A 20,238-nucleotide genomic window follows, 5' to 3' on the forward strand; every position below is an offset into this window, starting at 1 on the left:
GGCTATTGGCTATTAGGGATTAGGTATTGGGTATTGGATATTGGGTATTGGATATTGGGTATTGGATATTGGGAAGATGGATTATCAATTATCAATTACCAATTACCAATTACCGATTACCTCATTTCTCAGTTTCTTGCTTTGGCATAATTGGTATTCCATTTCTCAGATTAAGTAAACCCGAGACAATAAGTTTCTCTCCGGCTTCCAAGCCATCTAAGACTCGGTAGCTATTACCTCGAACATCTCCTAATTTGACGCGTTTCTGTTTCGCCTGCATTTGGACCTTACCATCGGCAGATTTTCCATTTTCAGCGACATAGACAAATGTTTCTCCAGCTACTCTGACGACTGAATTCACTGGAATCACAACTCCTTGACGCTGTTCCCAAATGATTTTGGCGTTTACAGATTCCTCAGCCCGGACTTGACCTTTGGAATTGTCGAAAAGTGCTTTAATTAGAATAGATTGCGTATCATTTATGACACTAGGAGAGATAAAAAATATCCTAGCCGTACCAATAGAATTTCCCTGGGCGTTGATAACTTCAACTAACATACCCTTTTCTAATTCCGGTGCACGTTCAATTGGTACTGAGATATTGACCTCTAACGGTTGATTCTGAGTAATAGTTGCAAGTTGGGTAGAAGTATTAACAAAATCACCAACTTTGACCGGTATATCTCCTACTGTTCCAGTAAAAGGAGCTGCGATCGTGTAATACTGCAACTGAACTTGTTGTTCTTTAGCATTGGCTTTTTCCTGTTCTAGTGCTCTTTTTGATTGGGATATAGCTGCTTTTTGAGCTTCAATTTGAGCATTAATTGTACCGAGACTTGCTTGTGCGGCATCCAACCTATTCTTTGCTTGGTCTAAGTTTCTTTGAGATAGCGCCCCTTCTTTTTGGAGTTGTAAGTCACGCTTGTATTCTTGTTGGTTTAACTGCAGGTCGGCAACTTTAGATAACTTATCAGCCTCTAAAGATTTCAAGGTAGCTTGAGAATTTTCCAGTCGAGACTGTGCTACTCCTATTGCTGCTTTGACGCTATTGAGTGATGCTTGTTGTTCTCTTGGATCTATTTGGATAATTGGAGTTCCAGCAGGAACTCTGGTTCCCGAACGAGTCAAAATTTGGGTGATTTGCCCTTGAACTCTTGGTTGAAGTGTTATGGAGCGTCGTGATTCTAAACGAGCTCTGTAGGTCTCGGTGTTACGAACCAAGTCAGTTCCTACGGTAGATAGTTCAACTGGTACCCCAGGAGGTTGATTAAGATTAGCAAATCCTTCTTGTCTGTTGGATGAAAGCACATACCAAGTTGCAGTACCACCACCAACTAAAAATATTCCTAACAATAACCAAAGCCACCTTCTTTGTAATTTTGGTGGCTTCAATGTATTTTTAGATCCAGGATCTGTTTGGGGAGCAGAATACTTCATGATGTCAGAGATACCCACTGTAGATGCGATCGATTTCTTTTTTTGAGAGCTATTTGACTGTTAATTCTTAGTCATCGGAATAAAAAAACAGGTAACAATATCGCAAAACAGCACTTTTTCTTACTTTATTAATATAAATATATAATTTTACAGGTTTTGGGTTACTCTACCCAAAGATCAGTCTTTCTTAAATTGAAATAGCACTCAAAAAAATAAAAACTTTTGTTATTCAAAGCTTACAGCTAAAGAGTTTCGCTTGTCTTTCAAATTCTTGCTGAAAACTTTCGCAAATTGCGAGCATGAATTTGACATAATACGCTTTTTAACAGTTTAACAGCACATCTAACTCTTTTTGCATCTTTTCTTTAAGTATGCTTGAAATTTAGTGTTTTCGTTGTAAGTGAGAAGATTTAGGTGGAAATATTTTCTATATGCGAAAAGTTTCTACCCATTCTATTTGCTCTGGTTTTGTACTAGTCAGCAATTTGCCTTGGGAAATGACGTATCGTGGATTAGACCGACAGCGTATCGCATCATAAGGATTACTAACATCCAAAACAATCATATTTGCTACATCGTTAATTTTACAACCATAGTTATCTTTAATACTTAGGGTTTTAATACCATTAATTGTCACCATATCATAGCAGGCGTTAACTTCTGACATTCCTGTCATTTGACAAATATGGGCTCCCATATGTGCAACATCTAACATGCTACCCGTACCCAAACTATACCAAGGATCCTGAACGCAGTCATGTCCGAAACTAAGATTTAATCCTTGTTCCCAAAGTTCCTTGACTCTGGTGACTCCACGGCGTTTGGGATAACTATCTCCCCGACCTTGAAGGGTAATATTAATCAAGGGATTAGCAATAAAGTTAATTTGAGCGCGTTGCAGAAATCCCATTAATTTGTAAGCATAGGCGTTATTGTAAGAACCAAATGCTGTGGTATGACTTGCTGTCACTCGCGAACCCATTCCGGAGCGAATCGCACAAGCAGCAATAACTTCTAAAAATCTAGATTGCTCGTCATCTATTTCATCGCAATGAATATCAATTAAACGGTTATATTTTTCAGCTAATTCAAATATCCTATAAATCGAACGCACTCCATCTTCACGAGTTAGTTCGTAGTGGGGTATTCCACCAACGACGTCAGCACCCATTTCTAAAGCTTTCTCTAAAAGTTTCTCATTATTTTTTTGAGAGTAAATACCATCTTGAGGAAATGCGACTACTTGTAATGTCATCCAATCTTTGACTTCTTCCCTGACCTCAAGAAGTCCTTGTAAAGCAATTAATTTTGGTTCGCTCACATCAGCATGGGTACGTACAAATAAAGTCCCCTGTGCTGCTTGTTGCTTAAGCATTTTTTTCGCACGGGTTTTAACATCTTCTAGGGACAGACTTTGTTTGCGATCGCCCCAAATTTTTATTCCTTCAAATAATGTTCCGCTCTGATTCCAACGTGGTTCTCCAGCGGTCAGTACAGAGTCTAAGTGAATGTGAGATTCTACGAATGGAGGAGAAACTAGTTTCCCTTGCAAATCTAGTTCTGTTTCTCCGTATTCAACTATATGGGGGCTAATTTCAGCAATTATGCCGTTCCTAATCCCAATGTCTACTAGCGAATCGTCCTTGTCGGTGTATCCTAACAATTTACCGCGACGCAGTAACAAATCGTAGGTGTTGTGGGACATAGTAGTTTGTGCTGGAGATGAATGACATGAACACTTAGTATAAGTTGTATTTTAACTTTGCGATCGCAAGCGTAGCAAAAAAGTAATTTTTATATAAAAAAGTAAAATAACAGGAAACATAAAATAGTATCAGATTCAAATTGCAAACTAGTTATTTAAATACTGGATAGATAGTATTTAAAAGCACCTATATTCGAGGACTAAATGTTTATTAATATACCCCTGAGCAAAATTATTAAAACCTCTTTTTAGGTGAAATTACTTAAGCGTTTTAGCTCTGTAATTACTTCTATAGCTAGTTTTTATTAGAAAATATAATACCAATTCGATAGATAATTGCAACAGATTCTCCGGTAGAGACGTTGCATGCAACGTCTCTACAGAGATCTATCTGTCTCATTATTTTTCCAAATTGGTATAAGATTCTCGTTAAGGCGTATATAAAAACCCCTAATTTATAGTTTTGAACAAAAATATTGCGATCTAGATCACAACTTCGAGGTGTGTCGTCGCACAGATCTGGATGGCAATAGGAGTGTTAACTAAGGATGTAGTCATTTTATAGCTGATAACATATCGACAAACCTGGTGTTGCACAAACACGGAAGCAGAGCGTTTCTTCGAGTTATGAAGATTTCGTAAATATGCTTGCGACATCATGCCATTATCAAATACAGTACTTATGTACTAAAAATATAGTTCCTGTACTTTGTGATTCAAAACTAAAAGTAATATTATTGACGCATTTTTATGAGGAGAATGTCAGTAATAATACTCCTGTGCGTAAAAATAAATGATTTGCTGCTGTAAATTTGTACAAATTGATTGATTTTGTATCTCAATTCAAGTAATAGAGATAGTGTGTTAACTTTAGTGCGCCAATAAAATGTAGATATTTATAATAAAATAATTTGGCGTTTTGTACCACTAAATAATCAATCTAGATCAAATTTAAAGTCTTGTTTTTGAAGTCTAAAAATAGTTTTCAGACTATTTTCAGGCTAGTCTGAAGAATATTTGTTTAAATATTTTTCTATGCAAAACAATAAATCATTTGCTTACCCACCGATATTTTTTGAATTATTAGGTCTGGAATTATTAAATAAAGTGCCCAAATACTAGTATTTGATTTTGACAGCTATGATGTTAAATATTTCCAGTTCGTCCTTTGATAATCGGAATGAATTACTTACAGCAACCCAACGCAGTGTTAAAACAGTTCCTTTTGTCGAATTATTCAACGGTCGATTGCAAGGAGTGATATCTAGCGGTTCTAACTTAGATAGAGTATATGTTTCTTTTTTTGAAGCTGGAACATTGAATTATTATTGTAGTACGAATAATAATCGTCCCTGTGGTGGTTTGCGTGGATATCCTTGTAAGCACCTCTATCAGTTACTAGAAGAAGCTACTTATACTTATGGAGTTAAAGAAGTGGCTAAATATTTAAAAATTTCCGGTGATATTTCACAAATCAATAATGCCTATGATTTTCCCATCAATTCAGGCATAATTAAAAAAGAATCTGCTAGTAACGTTTTTAGTCGTTTCCTAAATTATTTACATTATTTAGAAATTAAATCTTCCTCACAGCCGATTCCGGAAATGAATTGGTTTGTTTAAGATAATATTTAAGCTAAAAAATCAGAGTTTAAACTTATTTTCAATAATCTCAAAAAAATTGAATAATTCATACTTAGTGAATATGATTTTAAAGTCTTCACAATCATCTTTTGATGCTCGCAAAGATTTATTTAAAGTCACAAGGACAAATATTAAAAAAGTTCCATTTGTAGAACTTTTCAATGGTCGTTTACAAGGAGTCGTTTCCAGCCGTTCTAGTGACAAACTAGTTTATACCGCTTTTTTTGAAGCAGGAACATTAAATTATTATTGCAGCACAAATAATAATCGTCGCTGTGCAGGATTATTCGACCATCCTTGCAGTCATTTATATCATCTACTCAGGAAAGGAGTTCATGCTTATGGAGTTGAAGCTGTTGCTCAATATTTAAATGTTGCTGGTAAAGTTGCGAAAATCAAAAATATTGACGATTTTCCCATTCGTTCCGGCAAAATAAAAAAGAAATCTGCAAGCGAAATTTTTAGTCGTTTTCTCAACTATTTACGCTATTTAGAACTTGAATCTTCTTCCCAACCAATCCCAGAAATGAGTTGGTTCATTTAAATATTTTCATCCTCTGTATTTCGATGTATGTTTTATGGCTTTTCCCCACAGACTAAAGGATATCCCTGAAGGAATTGAATCAACATATGATTTAATTGCTGAATTTGACCAATGTTTTTTAACTGGGTTTGCAAATTTAGAGTCTCAGCATCAAGAAACCTTAAAATCTTGGCAATATATATTTATAGGTACGCCGTTAGAAAAGCCTGTAAATGATGCTTGTAGGGCAATAGAAAAAAATGAATTTATCGAAAAACATTTTTTAACTTTAGCAGCAACAAGGGCAGCTTTACAAGGTTCAATATTTGATGGGTTACAACATCAACTTCTTGATGTATTGGAACGTCCGCAAGTTATGGACGCAGATCTGAAAATTACATCAATAGACATACCTTCTCATATTCAAGTTTGCCAAGAAAGTATTCTTCAGTGGTTAATGGAAATTGCTTTGGTTGGTTTTTCCTGCTTGGATAGATCGACTTTAGTTCCCTTTATCCCTAATTTGGAAAAAATTCAGGAAGAACCGTTATTAATTCGTCAAGCAGCATTATTGACAGGATATTTTAATGAATTAATCCGTCAAGTTCCCGTTAAGGATAGCAATTCAGTCTGTTTATATCGTTGGGTGGATTTGTGGACGCAAGCTGCGATCGCAGGATTGGGAACGACAGTAAATTCTCAACCACAAACTGTTTCTGGTAGTTTCACCGCGTTGGGAATGGATTTAAAAACCCATGCTAATTTAGTTAGTTTTACTATTTACGGTTTATTGCAGGATGAAAATCGCACCCAATTAGCTAAAATCAGTCAATCTGCATATAAAGTCGATGCAATTTCTAGCGACGAGATTTGGTTATTATTTCCCGATGCAGAGATTTTATTACAAGCTTTTGCAAACAATAAGATATTGTATTTGAATAACATACCCATGTTACCGACGGGAGATTTGATTTGGGAAGACACAGCAGAATTTGGTTGCAAATACAGGTTAATGGAAAAAGCAGCAGAGTATTTTGCTCCTAGTTCTCAGATTAGTGGATGTTATACAAACCCAGATACTCGTCATCCAATTCAAATTGGCGAACCTGTTTATTTAAATAATTATCAGATTGTTCGACAGGATGGTGAAATAGTAATTGATTTGGGAGAAAAAGGTTCTTTAAAGATAGATCGAAATCGTATGAGTCAGTTTTCTCCAATTACTGACGAAAATATCCTGAAATCTAGTGAAATATTTGGATTGATACGATTTGACGATCGCAGTTGGAGTCTCCAACCTTTGGCTGTAATGGCGAATCAAAAGACTATTTATACGGGAGAAAATGCAGCCAAAATCCTGAGAAATAAATCGAGAACAACAACGGTAAGTATTTTACGAGAGCGTGCTAGCAAGTTATTAAGGAAAAATTAGTAAAACTTAAAAATTGAGGTTCATAAACTAAAAACTGAATATCGCAAATCCATAATCGAAGATCCACAAGATGAAAGTGCAAATAGTCCAACGTCGTCAGGTTATTTATTGGCGATTAATAACTACAATGTTTGGTTTAAATGAGCAGGGGGCTAATTTTGATCTGATGTCCAGTGAGATTGTTGATGAGTTATCCTTACCCCAGCTAATTCTCGATCCAAATATTAGTATTGAAAATTTACTACAACGTTACCCCGAACTCGAAGCAGATTTTAAGCAAAGAATTACTCTTCAGGAAATTATGGGAGAGTTAAGCGAAGAGTCACAAAATCTGGGGAATCAAAATCTGAAGAATAAAGATCCAGAGAAAAAACATCTAGAAAAACAAGAACAAGAAACTGATACTCTACGACGCGGTTTAGTGTTCTCAAAAATATTGCTCAATACCTTTGGTCCCAACACCCAAACCAATACAGTTACCGCTCAACAATATTCCCAATGGCTCAAAGATGTGGGATATTTAGAGCGATCGCTAGGTTGTAGTTTGCGTGGACAAGCTGCAAAGATAAGTTACGGACAAAAAAATCAGAACGAACCTGGAAAATTAGGAAATACTCAAAATAGTTTTACGACATCTGACTTTAATGCAACTGAAGAACAGTTAAGAGCAACTGTGAAGACTTTAGAAGGGGAATTAATTCAACGTATGGCTCTACGAGAAGTTCTTCAAGACGATCATCTAGCAAGTCAGATTAACCCATCCATGGCTTTAGTCGAGCAATTATTACGGGACAAAGCTAATTTATCAGGAAATTCCCTCAAAAATGCCAAACGTCTAATTCGTCAGTATATTGACGAACTTGCAGAAGTTTTACGTTTGCAAGTCACTCAAACCGCAATTGGTAAAGTAGATCGTTCAGTTCCACCAAAAAGGGTATTTCGTAATCTGAATTTAAAACGAACAATTTGGAAAAATCTTACCAATTGGAGTCCCCAAGAGGGGAGATTATATGTAGATAGACTTTACTACCAAAATACAGCGAAAAAGAAAATACCCACAAGAATGATAGTTGTTGTCGATCAATCCGGTTCGATGGTCGACGCGATGGTTCAATGTACGATTTTGGCTTCAATTTTTGCTGGTCTTCCCAATGTTGACGTCCATTTAATTGCATTTGATACTCAAGTTTTGGATCTAACTCCTTGGGTTAGGGATCCCTTCGAGGTTTTATTACGGACACAATTGGGTGGTGGAACCCATATTTATAGTGCATTACAGGAAGCAGCACAGAAAATTTTAGCTCCACAAAATACAGCTTTAGTATTAATCTCTGACTTTTATGAGGGAGGGAGCGACCAAGTTTTATTTGACTATATTAAATCTTTGCAAGAGTCAGGCGTCCATTTTATTCCCGTAGGAGCGGTGACGACTAGCGGTTATTTTAGTGTCAATCAATGGTTTCGAAACAAGTTGAAAGAACTAGGTACGCCAATTTTAACTGGAAGTCCCAAGAAATTGATTCAAGAGTTGAAAAAGGTAATTGTTTCTTAAAAGGTGTTTATAAATAAATAATTATAGCCCTACGCGCAAGTTAAAAAATGACCTGCGGTCACGCAATAGCTATAGCTTAATATCCCTCTAAATTCCGGGTTCACGTAGTGCATCCAATGTATTGGGAGACTTTGACGCTGTTCCCTATTCCCTTTTATAAACGTTCGGCTTGTCGCCTTTTAAGTGTACCAATCTTAAAGGAAATTGGTATTACAAATTTGGAGATCAATAAAATGAGAAGAACAAGAAATACTATGGCGAGAACTAGCAGCAAAACAAATAGTAAAACACATAAAAATGAAACTATCTTACGTCAACCAGCAGAAGTAAAATATCGCCAAGAATTAGACTATTTAGCTTCAATTGATAAAGGTGCAAAACCTTTTTCTTGGAAATTATCCCCTCACATGGTGCGAACATTTCTCTTGGGTAGTACCCCATCCCAAAAACTCGATTGCTCCATCGAACCAAAATGGTATGGAGATAGCGCGATCGCAGAAAGGGCGATTGTAACTTTAGCTTCCGACCGGGGTTTACTATTAATTGGCGATCCGGGTACGGGTAAAAGTTGGTTAGCTGAACTATTAGCTGCAGCTATTTGCGATAATTCAACCCATGTCGTCCAAGGGACTGCGGGAACAACAGAAGACCAAATTAAATATTCTTGGAATGTGGCGATGGTAATTTCTGCAGGACAATCCCAAGAGTCGCTGATTCCTTCACCTATTATGACCGCAATGCAAAATGGAACTATAGGTAGGTTTGAAGAGTTAACCCGTTGTACCTCTGACGTACAGGATGCATTAATCTCTATACTGAGCGAAAAGTATATTTCAATTCCAGAATTGAAGAGCGATAATGTGGTTTTTGCCCAACCAGGATTTAACACGATCGCAACTGCGAATAGTCGTGATCGTGGAGTGAACGATCTATCTTCAGCATTAAAACGGCGGTTTAATTTCGTACATATGCCGGTTATAACCAATAAAAAGCAAGAAAAAGAAATTATTTTGTTCCGTACCCAAGAGTTAATGAAACGTCATGGCTTTGAAGTAGATATTCCACCAACTTTATTAGATGTATTAATACAAACCTTTGCCGATTTGCGAGAAGCAAGTAATTCTGCAACTTCAGATGACCAGAGACTAGAGTCAGCCCTATCTACAGCGGAACAAATTGGTGTATTGGAAGATGCGATTTTACACAGTCGTTATTTTGGAAATACCAGTTTAGAACCAGCCATTTTAGCGCGATCGCTTGTAGGTACTTTAGTGCGTCGTCTTCCGGAAGATGTATCGGTTATCAACCAATTTTGGCACGCAACTGTAGAAAGACGCAGTGAAGAAGAAAAAGGCGAATGGAAAGATTTCTTACAAGGAGGGAAAGAGGCTATGGGGTTGATTCGGTAGGAATTGGGAGGTGTGGGGAGTGTGGGAGGTGTGGGGAGTGTGGGGAGTGTGGGAGGTGTGGGGAGTGTGGGGAGTGTGGGAAGTCTAGTGATTAATGACTCTTAACTCCTAACTCCTGTACAGACATAGCATCCTACGTCTTTACGAATCCTGACTCATTACTCATTACTTATTACTTATTACTCATTACTTATTACTCATTACTTATTACTCAACTCATGAAACTACCTCAATCTTTCCAGCCTCTCCAAGAACAATTACTGACCACAGCAGAACAATTTGCTACTGATTCCCAACCTTTAAGCGAATTTTTGACAGCTTTGGTTGGGGATGTCGAAAAAGCGATCGCCGAACCTTTAGAAATTTTTCCCGTATGTCATCACTCTCCTGCTTCAGCTTTACAAATTTTGCGACGTTTACGTTTGAGCTCCAATCCTCCCAAAGCGATCTATATGGAAATGTGCGAGGATTTGCGACCTATTACCGAAAATCTTCATAATTGTAAATTACCTGTAGCTCTACAAGCCTTTGCAGGTGAGTCACAGACATTTTCACCCCAAGAAATACCCTTAAGTGTAATTGCACCTTTAACTGAAGCTTCGGCTGAATATCAGACTATCGCTTATGCTCTCCAACATCCTGAAACTGAGTTAGTATTTGTTGATCGGGCTGTAGATTATGTATTTCAGTGGGAAGAGCAAGAAACAGAAAACCTAGAAGAAAAACAAACTGATGTACCTGAAGAAGCTAAAAGACATGGTACGGCTTTAGGATTAGAAATGGGGAATATGATTCCTAAATTTGATGTTTTTCTGGAACTTATTCTCAAAAATTCTAATACTCGACATTTTTCTGAGTGGTGGGATCGATATGTCGAACAAGCAATTATTAATGCAGATTACCAAACCTACCGTCAAGTAATGTTCCTAATTGGTAGTTTAATGCGACGCTTGGGAAGTCGAACCAAAGATTTAGAAAATGACCGTTTGCGCGAACGCTATATGTGGACGCGAATCAAGCAACATATGAAAGCAAAGAAAATTCAGCCACAAGATGCAATTTATATTTGTGGTGCAGTTCATGCTGCAAGTGATGTTGCAGAATTTGGAACGGAAAATGATACAATTTGGCAGATTCCAGAGTTGAGTCAAACTAAGTGGTTATATGGATTAATTCCTTCTAGCTTTGCCGCAATTGAATATCAGTTTGCTCATCATCCCGGTACTGTTTCTATAGCGGAAACAACTTGGAAGAAGAATATTAAATTATCTAATATCAAACCTTTCAATCTAAATAAAAAGACTAAATCAAAAACTAAATCATCTAAGAAAAAAGTCAAAGCAATTGTAACTAATAACACTCTTACAGGCAAGCAAAATGTCTCAGAACTAGTATCTTTTCTCAACATTCCCCCCGCTCAAGCAGAAGCAGATACAGAACAATTACTACAATGGTGTGCAGATATTGTTAATTTAGCGCGCAAAAATGGTTATTTAGCTAGTACTGCTGATTCCATCGCAATTTATCAGACTTCCATGTTACTTGCAAGAATGCGTAACCGTCTTCATCCCACACCCTATGATTTTCAGGATGCAGCAATTACCTGCTTAGAAAAAGACCGTACTCCAAAGAAACGTAATATTTCCCAAATTTGTCAAATTCTTTTGGGTGGCGATCGCGTGGGAAGAGTTGGTTATGCTTCCCTTCCACCCTTAGTACAAAATCTGTACGACCGACTCGCACCCCTAAATATTAATTTGCAATCCCAAACGAAACAACGGGTTTTAATGGATTTCAAACAAAAACCACAATTGTTTGACTGCTCCGATGTCTTGTGGAGAATCAATTATTTATTAGGCGATCGCATCGTTCAACCAATTATGGGCGATCGCAGTCTTGGTTTCAAACCGGTTCAAGAATCATGGGAAGTTCGGATTGGGAAACACCAACGTCCATTAATTATGCTGGGTTATGAAGGTGTTAGTCTCGAACAAGTTATCGAGCAACATTTGCGCAAAGCTGTATTTGACAATAAAGGAACAGCAAAAACAGTTCTGAACGCAGTTGAAGATAGTATTTTATATCTTAACAATCCTCGTTTGACCGCTGAACTAGGCGAATATGGAATTTCCCTACTCCAGCAGGAAACGGGTGCAGAGGATGCAATGGAAATATTTACGATTGTTCGACGCTTAATCCATTACTATCGCACCACCCCCAAAGGTTTACCCAAATGGATTGAAAATTTTGTCACTGTAGGGTATAGACATTATGCAAGCCTTTTAGCGCAAGCATTTGCAGATAGAGGTACGAACCCCGAACAAATTGCTGGAATGTTGGGCTTTATTTTCACCTTAGAAAGTCTAGCTCTATCCCTTGGATGTAACCGCAGTCAATTATTAATTAGTGTCAAACAAGCCACCAGAGAAAAACAAGACCCAGCTAAACTCGGTTTATTATGGACGACCGAATGGCTATTATCATTACGTCATTTAGAAGAAATGCGGGAATTTTTTCAGCACGTATTAGAAAACGAAATCTTGATGCGTACTTTTCCCTATTATCTCAACGGTTTTATTTTATCTCTTACCTTTGCACCGCGAATTAAAGGTTTTGTAATCGAATTGCTTGCAAAATCATTTGCTTCGATTCCTGATGCAAACCTATTATCTTGGTTACCAAATTTAATCTTACGCCTTCGTCCCCACAGCCAAATATTACAAAGTTTGATTGCAGAAGCAGCAAATATTTATCCCGACCAACTAAAAGGTTTTCAAAATTGGTTTCCCTTCTGGGAAAAAACTCAAAATTATCAACCTCGAAATCCTAAAACTATCAAAAATTCATCAAGTAAATCTCAAAATAAATTAATAGAAAGCCATAACCAAACACGAAAATTACTGTTTACTTATCAAACAACTACAAATAGAATCGCCCAATTATTACAAGTAGAAAATATCTATTGGCAAAAATTTGAAAATCACAATAATTCTTCAAGTTTTAAATTACTTTCTGAAAGGGAAATAGAAGTAAAAAAACTATTAACTTCCAAGCCTGCTACAATGAAGTTATTAGCAGTATTGTTTCCCCACTGGCTAAGAAGTATAAACATCTTAAAAACCTAAGTAACTAGCTACTTATTGGGTATGGAATTACAGGGATTTAATAAATTTCAAGAGATTTTGCATCATAACCATAGACCACCAAGTATAGGATTTGCAGAAAATGTTTCTACGGGAGATATTAATCGTTTCGCGAGTAGAATCAGGGTTGCAAAAAATTTTCGAGGTATCAATCTAGATGGCTACGCAGAAAACACAGTCTATGGATACGATGGTTTTTTTCAAGTTTTCCTAACACATTCAGCCTTGGAAGTGTTTATGGAAATTATGTCAATTAAGAATTTAGGTCTTCTTGAAGCAAAAATAGAACAATACAACCCAGAACAAGTAATTCAGTTATTTATAGAAAAAGACCCAAAGAATTTACTATACGAATTTTTATATCAGCGATTAACAAGTAATAAATTAAAAGATAATTTAAATAAATGTCATACTGGGAGCAGTAATAATGTAGCTTACATTTCTGCCTCAATTCGACATATATTTGCTCATGGTTATTTGTGTGCTTATTCTGGAGGAATTAAACCACGCCAAGTACATACTATCTGCACATCAATATCTGAATTTCTCTTATGTTTTATGGATCTTGAATTTGCTAAAAAAATAGAATCTTATTACCAGAATATTTTTGGATAATATCGCTTTACTTACTTTTACATAGGATTTACGCAAAATGAACGTATTTCCGTCATTACGTTAGCGCTTAGCGGAAGCGTACCGTAGGTATTGCGTTTTCTTCAGGAAAAGCGACAGCGTTAGACCGCAGCAAAGCTGTTAGCCTTAGCGTGACTTTAGTCATACGCAAAGCGCGTCCTCAGTAATCGCCAAAAACTCTGAGATTGCTATCTCCTAAACGGAGACGCTCCGCTAACCCTACACTGCGTTCCGGTCGCAATGACAAATCTATGTCCTACGGACACGCTACGAAGACCGTTGCGTAAGTCCTGTTACACTCAAATTTAAGTTTAGAATTGCAAAAAGGTTGGTTATATTTTAAATAAAATATCGCAGTATAATATTTAATTTCCAGAGAATGAGGTATAATGTATACTTTTGTACAATATACTGTTAACTGTACGACCTCCTCACAATTTCCTCAAATTTATTCTTTAATTTTGGAATAAGAACGACAGGATACGTATAGATAATCCCAGGAAAATTCTATGAGTACTAAATTTGATTTTCTTTATCCCCACAGTTCCTATCACGGTAAGGTCAAGCCTGAAAATTTAGTGTTTAATGCAAATCTACAGGAATTCGCTCAAAAGGTTGGATACATTTGTAATCTAGAAAGTAATGGAAAAATTTCCGGGGAAGAAGCTTTCAAGGAAATAAAAATTCTTTGGAAACAACTCAAAGAAAGTAAGAAATTACTGAAGGTTGGAGAGCATCCATTTCAAAACGACGAAGCTAAATAACTGAGGAATTACATAAATAACGCGGATTATTTTGAATATAGAGAATAAAGTATCAACAATCAAAAATCAATAATCAAAAATCTAATATGGCTCGTTAGTAGTGCTTTTATGCTATTAGCATTATTCTGTTCCCATAAATCAACTAAAATATTAATTTTGGTTGATTTATCAAATATTTTTTGTGAAATATAATTAATTAGATTTATACATCCCAATTAAGAGCTTTGGCGATTTGAACTGGTAGTTCTAAGGGCTCGAATGGTTTAGGAATAGTAGCCTTAATACCAATTTCAGCTAATTCTTGGTCTTGAGTAACTTCTGCTTTTGCTGTCAATAAAACTATAGGTATATTTTTAGTTAATTGACTTAGCTGTAATTTTTTGAAAGTCATTATCCCATCCATTTCAGGCATCATAACATCAAGCAGAATAGCGTCAGGTTGTTCTTTCTCTGCTATCTCAATACCAGAAATACCAGAATTTGCAGCGATAACTTCCCATCCGGCTACAGTCTCTAAACAAATTTGAACGACTTCCCGAACATATTCTTCATCATCAATTACTAGTATACGTTTATTTTCCATCTTTAATTATAGAGTGAATGTTTATAAGTATTAAAATACTATTCAATATTCTAATATTGATATTCTTACAGAACTTTACTCAAGAAGCACTTTTAACTAGAATTAATTTACGTTTTTTATAATAATTGTTGAGGTATTTTGATATTCATCTATATATTACTCCTCATATAAATGTAGGGGCAAAATTAAATAGAAAGTACTACCTCGATCTAATTTACTTTCAACCCATATTTTCCCTAGGTGCTGTTGCACAATATGCTGACATATAGTCAAACCTAAGCCACTACCCTCTTTTTTCCGAGTGTCAGAAGTATCAACTTGATGAAATTTATCAAATATATTATCTAGCTTATCGATGGGAATGCCACATCCTTCATCTTTTACTTGAAAGCTAACGTAGGTACCAGTATACCTGCGGGAGAAATATTCAGATAAATTCTTATTGTTACCAATGCAAGTTTCTAAATCTTCACAAATATAAGCACTTAAGCGCACATTTCCTCCAGATGTGGAGAATTTGATCGCGTTACTCAGTAAATTAGTTAGAGTTTGAATAATGCGATCGCCGTCAGCCCAAATTTGAGCGGAAATAGTCGATACGGATAAGCTGACTCCATAACGTTGCGCCATATTTTGCATTTTATTTGCAGCATAAACAATAATTTCAGATACTTCACAAATTTGTTTATGCATCTTCATTTTGCCGTAAGTGATGCGCTCGATATCTAGAATGTTGTTAACCAGCTCCACCAAGCGTGCTGTACTGTCAGCAGCAATATGTAGCAAGCGTTTACCTTTGGTTGAACTCGTATCTATCAACCCGCGATCTAAAATACATAAAGACCCATGAATTGATGCAAGGGGGGTACGGAGTTCGTGACTGACAACAGAAATGAACTCATCTTTCATCCGTTCGATAATTTGACGATCGCTAATATCTTTAAATGCAATAACCGCTCCGACAACTTTACCCCGATCTAAAATTGGATTATGAATATATTCCACTGGAAATACCGAACCATCTTTTCGTCGAAATATGTCGTTGCTGACTTCTTGTATTTTGAACTTTCTCACCACACATTCAATATCTGCGTCAGGTTTTGCTATGCATGGGTTATTTGCTAGCAGCATATCTATGTTTTGACCGATTAACTCTTGTTTTTCATATCCAAGTAAACTGATTGCTGCAGGGTTTACAAATGTGATTTTTCCCGATTTATCTAAACCAAATAAACCTTCTCCAATAGAATTCAGAATTAATTCGTGTTTTTGAGAAAGTTGTGATAAAGCTTCCTTTGATTTTTTTTCTTCGCTAATGTTACGTAAAATCGCCGTAAAAATAATATTTCGATCTAACTTTAATTTAGAAATTGAAGCTTCTACTGGAAATTCTTCACCGTTCTTTCTTCTGACAAATATTTCTTGACGTTTACCCATTCTCCTAGCTCTGTCGTTTGATTTTTCAAAATCGACAACATATTTTCTATGACTTTGATGGTATTTTGTTGGTAAAAGTATATCGAGGGGTTTTCCTATTACTTCTGCTGCGGTATAACCAAAAATTTTTTCTGCACCTTGATTGAATAAAAGAATATTTTGCTCTTTATCCATAGAAATAATCGCATCGTCAGCAATATCAACAATACCAGAAAGATACTTGTGAGATATTTGCAAAGCTTTTTCTATTTCTTGGCGTTGATTGACCTCTGATTCCAATCTTTGATTGATTTCAATAAATTCTGCAGTTTTACTCAATTCCTGTTGTTGAATTTTTTCTGACTTCTGTTGAACGTCAATGGAATCTCGTCTGAGTTCCAAAATCATCATCACCTGCTTCCCAAGTGCTTTGAGGCTTTCAATCTGCTTTAAGCTTAAAGAACGTGGTGTATAGTCAAGTACGCATAAAGTTCCAACAGAATATCCAGCAGCATTTTTTAAGGGAACACCTGTATAGAAACGAACTAATTTCCCATTGATCGTGAAGGAGTTTCGCTCAAAACGTTCATCTTCCAAACAGTCTGTGACAATTAACAGATCAGGGTAGGAAATAGTAAAATCACAAAACGGTATTTTCTTTTTTACTCCTTCCCAACCGATACAAGATTTAAACCAGTGCTTTTTGGTATCAATCAAATTAATTACAGCTACAGGGGTTTCACAAATATTTGTAGCTAGATAAACCAGATTATCAAACACTGGCTCTGCTTCGGTATTTAAAATTTTATATTCATAAAGAGCCTCAATACGTTCTGTCTCATACTCAGAACTAGAACTGTTCATTCTTAAATACTTTTTTGATTAATTAGTTAATGACTAAATTCTCTACTTCGTAAAGACATAAATTCGCTAATATGGGAACTTTTTATAAACTTGAAAAGAAAACGGTATTCAAAGTTTTTAAATCAGGTTTTAAATCTAAAAATAGTTACAGTAATTGCTAAATGCAAACCGTAAATCTGCTTTCTATATTTTTGTAAGAGCGGGACTGTGAAAAGCTATACATAAAATATTGCCCCAAAAATTTTTGAAGTTAATCTAATCCTTGTGAATGACCTTGCTAAAGCCATAATTTACCTGATTTGCTTTTTTTGAAATAATAAAAGGTTGTAAAAATGGGAAATTAATCCAATTATACTTGTTCAATATCCTCTTATTAAATCTACTTTGTTTAATGTTTCAATTGATTTTCGCTAAACATGGGAACCTCTAGCCAATTTTGCATTGGACAAATCCCGGACTGCGGATACATATAATTTTTGCAATTCAGTACCGTCTTCAGGATATAGTGCCAACCCTACACAAGCATTTACTTTGAGCTTATTACCATCTGGAGCGAAAAACTCTTGTTGATTTAAGCTTTCTAAAATTTTCCCGATCTCCTTTCGTGCTCGATCGCGATCCACACCATACATACATATAATAAACTCCCCCCCTCCCCAACGGGCAACTACATCTTCCTGATTAAAAGATTTTCTTAAAGTTTGCCCTACTTCGCGCAACACAGAATCACCAATTGCATAACCAAATGTATTGTTAATGTGTTTAAAGTTTTGCAAATCTAAAATTGTGAAACATAAAGGTTGACGACATCTCTGGCTTAGATGCAAGAACTTTTCTATTTCCTGGGATGACTTATGACGATTGGCTAATTTTGTCACAGGGTCGGTTTCTGCAAGAGTACGGACTAGTTTTATTCTTTCTAAACGATTAATAATCCGAGCAACCAGTTCCGGACCAATAATTGGTTTGCTAACAAAATCATCAGCACCAACATTAAATACTTGATTTACGCTGTCAATATCCTTATAAGCAGTGAGGAACAAAATTGGTAAACCACCCCAACGAGCATCATTCCTCACGACCTGACACAACTCAATACCATTTACATGGGGCATTTTAATATCTAAAATTAATAAATCTGGTTCCGTTTCTTCTAAGGTCTCCCAAAATCTTTGTGGTTCGCTCAAAGTTACAATTTTTAGTCCCCAAGGCTGTAGTAAGCTTTGCAGCATTGCTAAGGTTTGTGGGTCGTCATCAACAGCTAAAATAACTGCTTCAGAAGTTTGGTCATTTTGTCTTAAAGCTCGATCTACTACTTCTAAAACCTCATTTGCAGGGAGGGGTTTATGTAGAAAAACTTTGCTTCCCTTGCGAGCAACTTCAACGCGATAATTTAAGCTATCTTCAGATGTGAATACAATAATCGGTATAGGTTGCTTAAAAACACTAATTTCATTTAAGAATTCCAAACCTTTCTCGATTGTTCCCGCAACGGAAGGATCGAAAAGTATCAGGTGAGGTATTTGATTGTATATTTTTTTTAGTGCCGTTTGTAAATTTGTTGCAACTTCCGCTCTAATTCCCCGCACATCAGCCTCAATAAATAGCTCGCTTATAAGTTGGCGGTCTTTTTCAATTATTAATAAAAATGGTTTTTCATCAGAACTAATTGATGAGGTAGAAGTCGGGCTAGAAATGGATATTTCGGTATTGTTGTAGTTATTTACTTCTTGACGCAGGGCGATCGTCAACAGATTCAGCTGTTTGATTGCTTTTGGTTGTAAAGATAATTGTTGAGACTTGAGATTTTCCGGGTCGAGCAAACTTTCAATTTTACGGGCTAAACCGGAAGCTTCACTTAAACCAAAGGTACCTAAAGAACCGCCTAAAGTATGAGCTTCCCGATGTGCTTGTGCGAGTAAATCTCGATCAATTTTATTTTCTTCAATTGCAGCAGTGGCTTGTAGTAATGTATCTATTTGTTGTTCAACTCTACCTTGAAATTGCCTCCAGACTCCTGCTAAAGCTGCTAATGTTTGTTGTTGAGTTTGTTTGCTAATTTCAGATAAGTCATTCTTGGCAGACTTTTTCGCAGTTTTTTTCCGTTTCTTGGTGTCGGAAATTTTCAGACGATAACCGATTCCATAAACTGTTTCAATTGCATCGACCACACCAACAGCCTTTAACTTTTGTCGCAAACCCTTGATTTGGGTTCTCACAGCTTCTTCCCCTGGGGTACTATCAAAAGACCAAACCCGATCTAAGATGGCGCTACAACTAAAAACCCTACGGGGATTTCGCATGAAAAGCTCAAGCATGGCATACTCTTTGGGAGTAAAATGAATTATCTTCCCGTCATAGGTTACTTCACAACTTCTGGGGTCTAAACGTAAATTTCCCCACTCTAGCACTGGCATAGAAGTAGCATTGCTGCGACGCAGTAAAGCCCTCACCCGTGCGACCAACTCTTCTGGATCGCAAGGTTTTACAAGATAGTCATCTGCACCTGCATCTAAACCTACAGCTTTTTCATGACCACTGTTTTTACCTGTCAGCAGTAGAACAGGCATTTGATATCCGTACTTACGTAATCGCTGACACAGAGCTATACCATCTAACTTCGGTAAAATTACATCCAACAAAATTAAATCGTAATCAAAAGCTTGTACTAGATCCCAAGCTGCTTCACCATCATGTGTCATTTCTACTACATAGTTCTGCACCTCAAGAAAAGAGCTAAGTGCTTGTGCAGTAAATTCATCATCATCTACTACCAGAATTTTCATGCGAAAAAATAAGCCAAACTATTGCTGATTTTAAAGCAGCCATTATAAGTTTAAGCGCCTGGGCAAAATTAATTTACGTATTGTGTGAATTAGAAGTTGAAATAACGGAAATTTGTAAAAATAATTACGAACATGACTTAAACCGGTTCTTGAAACCCTTCATATTACAAGGCTGAATTTAATTCACATTAGCCGTAATTTAATATTTCGTGGTATGAGGAACCAGAAACATAACTCAGTCAACAGATTTCCCAAACTCCCCACGCTCCCCACACTCCCCACGCTCCCCACACTCCCCACACTCCCCACACTCCCCACGCTCCACACACTCCCCACACTCCCCACA

General features: G+C 36.5%; 13 protein-coding genes. 8 read left to right on the forward strand and 5 right to left on the reverse strand.

What is annotated here, in order from left to right; translation table 11 throughout:
• Positions 1-121: 121 nt before the first annotated feature.
• Complete coding sequence (locus tag BC008_RS38330; protein ID WP_027843790.1) at positions 122-1,438, reverse strand: efflux RND transporter periplasmic adaptor subunit; 1,317 nt, start codon at positions 1,436-1,438, stop codon at positions 122-124.
• Between the two features lie 427 nt (positions 1,439-1,865).
• The gene (codA, locus tag BC008_RS38335; protein ID WP_027843791.1) at positions 1,866-3,143 is read right to left on the reverse strand and encodes a cytosine deaminase; all 1,278 of its coding nucleotides are present in this window, start codon (positions 3,141-3,143) and stop codon (positions 1,866-1,868) included.
• Positions 3,144-4,283: 1,140 nt separating this feature from the next.
• Between codA and BC008_RS38340 the strand changes: the two genes are divergently transcribed.
• From BC008_RS38340 to BC008_RS38375, 8 genes are all read left to right on the forward strand, one after another.
• Positions 4,284-4,766: a hypothetical protein gene (locus tag BC008_RS38340; protein ID WP_201026219.1), complete on the forward strand. Its 483-nt coding sequence runs from the start codon at positions 4,284-4,286 to the stop codon at positions 4,764-4,766.
• 82 nt (positions 4,767-4,848) lie between these two features.
• Positions 4,849-5,331, forward strand: a complete 483-nt coding sequence (locus BC008_RS38345) for a hypothetical protein (protein WP_058184501.1) — start codon at positions 4,849-4,851, stop codon at positions 5,329-5,331.
• Between the two features lie 34 nt (positions 5,332-5,365).
• Positions 5,366-6,742: a hypothetical protein gene (locus tag BC008_RS38350; RefSeq protein WP_027845440.1), complete on the forward strand. Its 1,377-nt coding sequence runs from the start codon at positions 5,366-5,368 to the stop codon at positions 6,740-6,742.
• A gap of 70 nt (positions 6,743-6,812) precedes the next feature.
• Entirely contained in the window at positions 6,813-8,294 is a 1,482-nt protein-coding gene (locus tag BC008_RS38355; protein WP_036267328.1) for a vWA domain-containing protein, read from the forward strand.
• 233 nt (positions 8,295-8,527) lie between these two features.
• Positions 8,528-9,703 carry an ATP-binding protein gene (locus BC008_RS38360; RefSeq protein ID WP_235596005.1) on the forward strand — a complete coding sequence of 392 codons (1,176 nt, stop codon included), beginning with the start codon at positions 8,528-8,530 and terminating at the stop codon, positions 9,701-9,703.
• Between the two features lie 218 nt (positions 9,704-9,921).
• Positions 9,922-12,828 (forward strand): DUF5682 family protein, encoded by a 2,907-nt coding sequence (locus BC008_RS38365; RefSeq protein ID WP_058184499.1) that lies wholly within the window; start codon positions 9,922-9,924, stop codon positions 12,826-12,828.
• A gap of 21 nt (positions 12,829-12,849) precedes the next feature.
• Positions 12,850-13,461 (forward strand): hypothetical protein, encoded by a 612-nt coding sequence (locus BC008_RS38370; protein WP_027845443.1) that lies wholly within the window; start codon positions 12,850-12,852, stop codon positions 13,459-13,461.
• Between the two features lie 527 nt (positions 13,462-13,988).
• The gene (locus BC008_RS38375) at positions 13,989-14,243 is read left to right on the forward strand and encodes a DUF7219 family protein (protein WP_027844180.1); all 255 of its coding nucleotides are present in this window, start codon (positions 13,989-13,991) and stop codon (positions 14,241-14,243) included.
• 202 nt (positions 14,244-14,445) lie between these two features.
• On the opposite strand, the gene BC008_RS38380 is transcribed toward BC008_RS38375, so the two are convergent.
• The 3 genes from BC008_RS38380 to BC008_RS38390 form a co-directional block, all read right to left on the reverse strand.
• The gene (locus BC008_RS38380; protein WP_027844181.1) at positions 14,446-14,826 is read right to left on the reverse strand and encodes a response regulator; all 381 of its coding nucleotides are present in this window, start codon (positions 14,824-14,826) and stop codon (positions 14,446-14,448) included.
• A 156-nt stretch (positions 14,827-14,982) separates the two neighbouring features.
• The gene (locus BC008_RS38385; protein WP_058184497.1) at positions 14,983-17,106 is read right to left on the reverse strand and encodes a PAS domain S-box protein; all 2,124 of its coding nucleotides are present in this window, start codon (positions 17,104-17,106) and stop codon (positions 14,983-14,985) included.
• A 410-nt stretch (positions 17,107-17,516) separates the two neighbouring features.
• A complete protein-coding gene (locus BC008_RS38390) occupies positions 17,517-19,892 on the reverse strand; it encodes a response regulator (RefSeq protein WP_027844182.1) in 2,376 nt (791 codons plus the stop codon).
• Between the last annotated feature and the right edge of the window lie 346 nt (positions 19,893-20,238).

Origin of the sequence: Mastigocoleus testarum BC008, from assembly GCF_001456025.1 — a bacterium.
GTDB lineage: Bacteria > Cyanobacteriota > Cyanobacteriia > Cyanobacteriales > Nostocaceae > Mastigocoleus > Mastigocoleus testarum.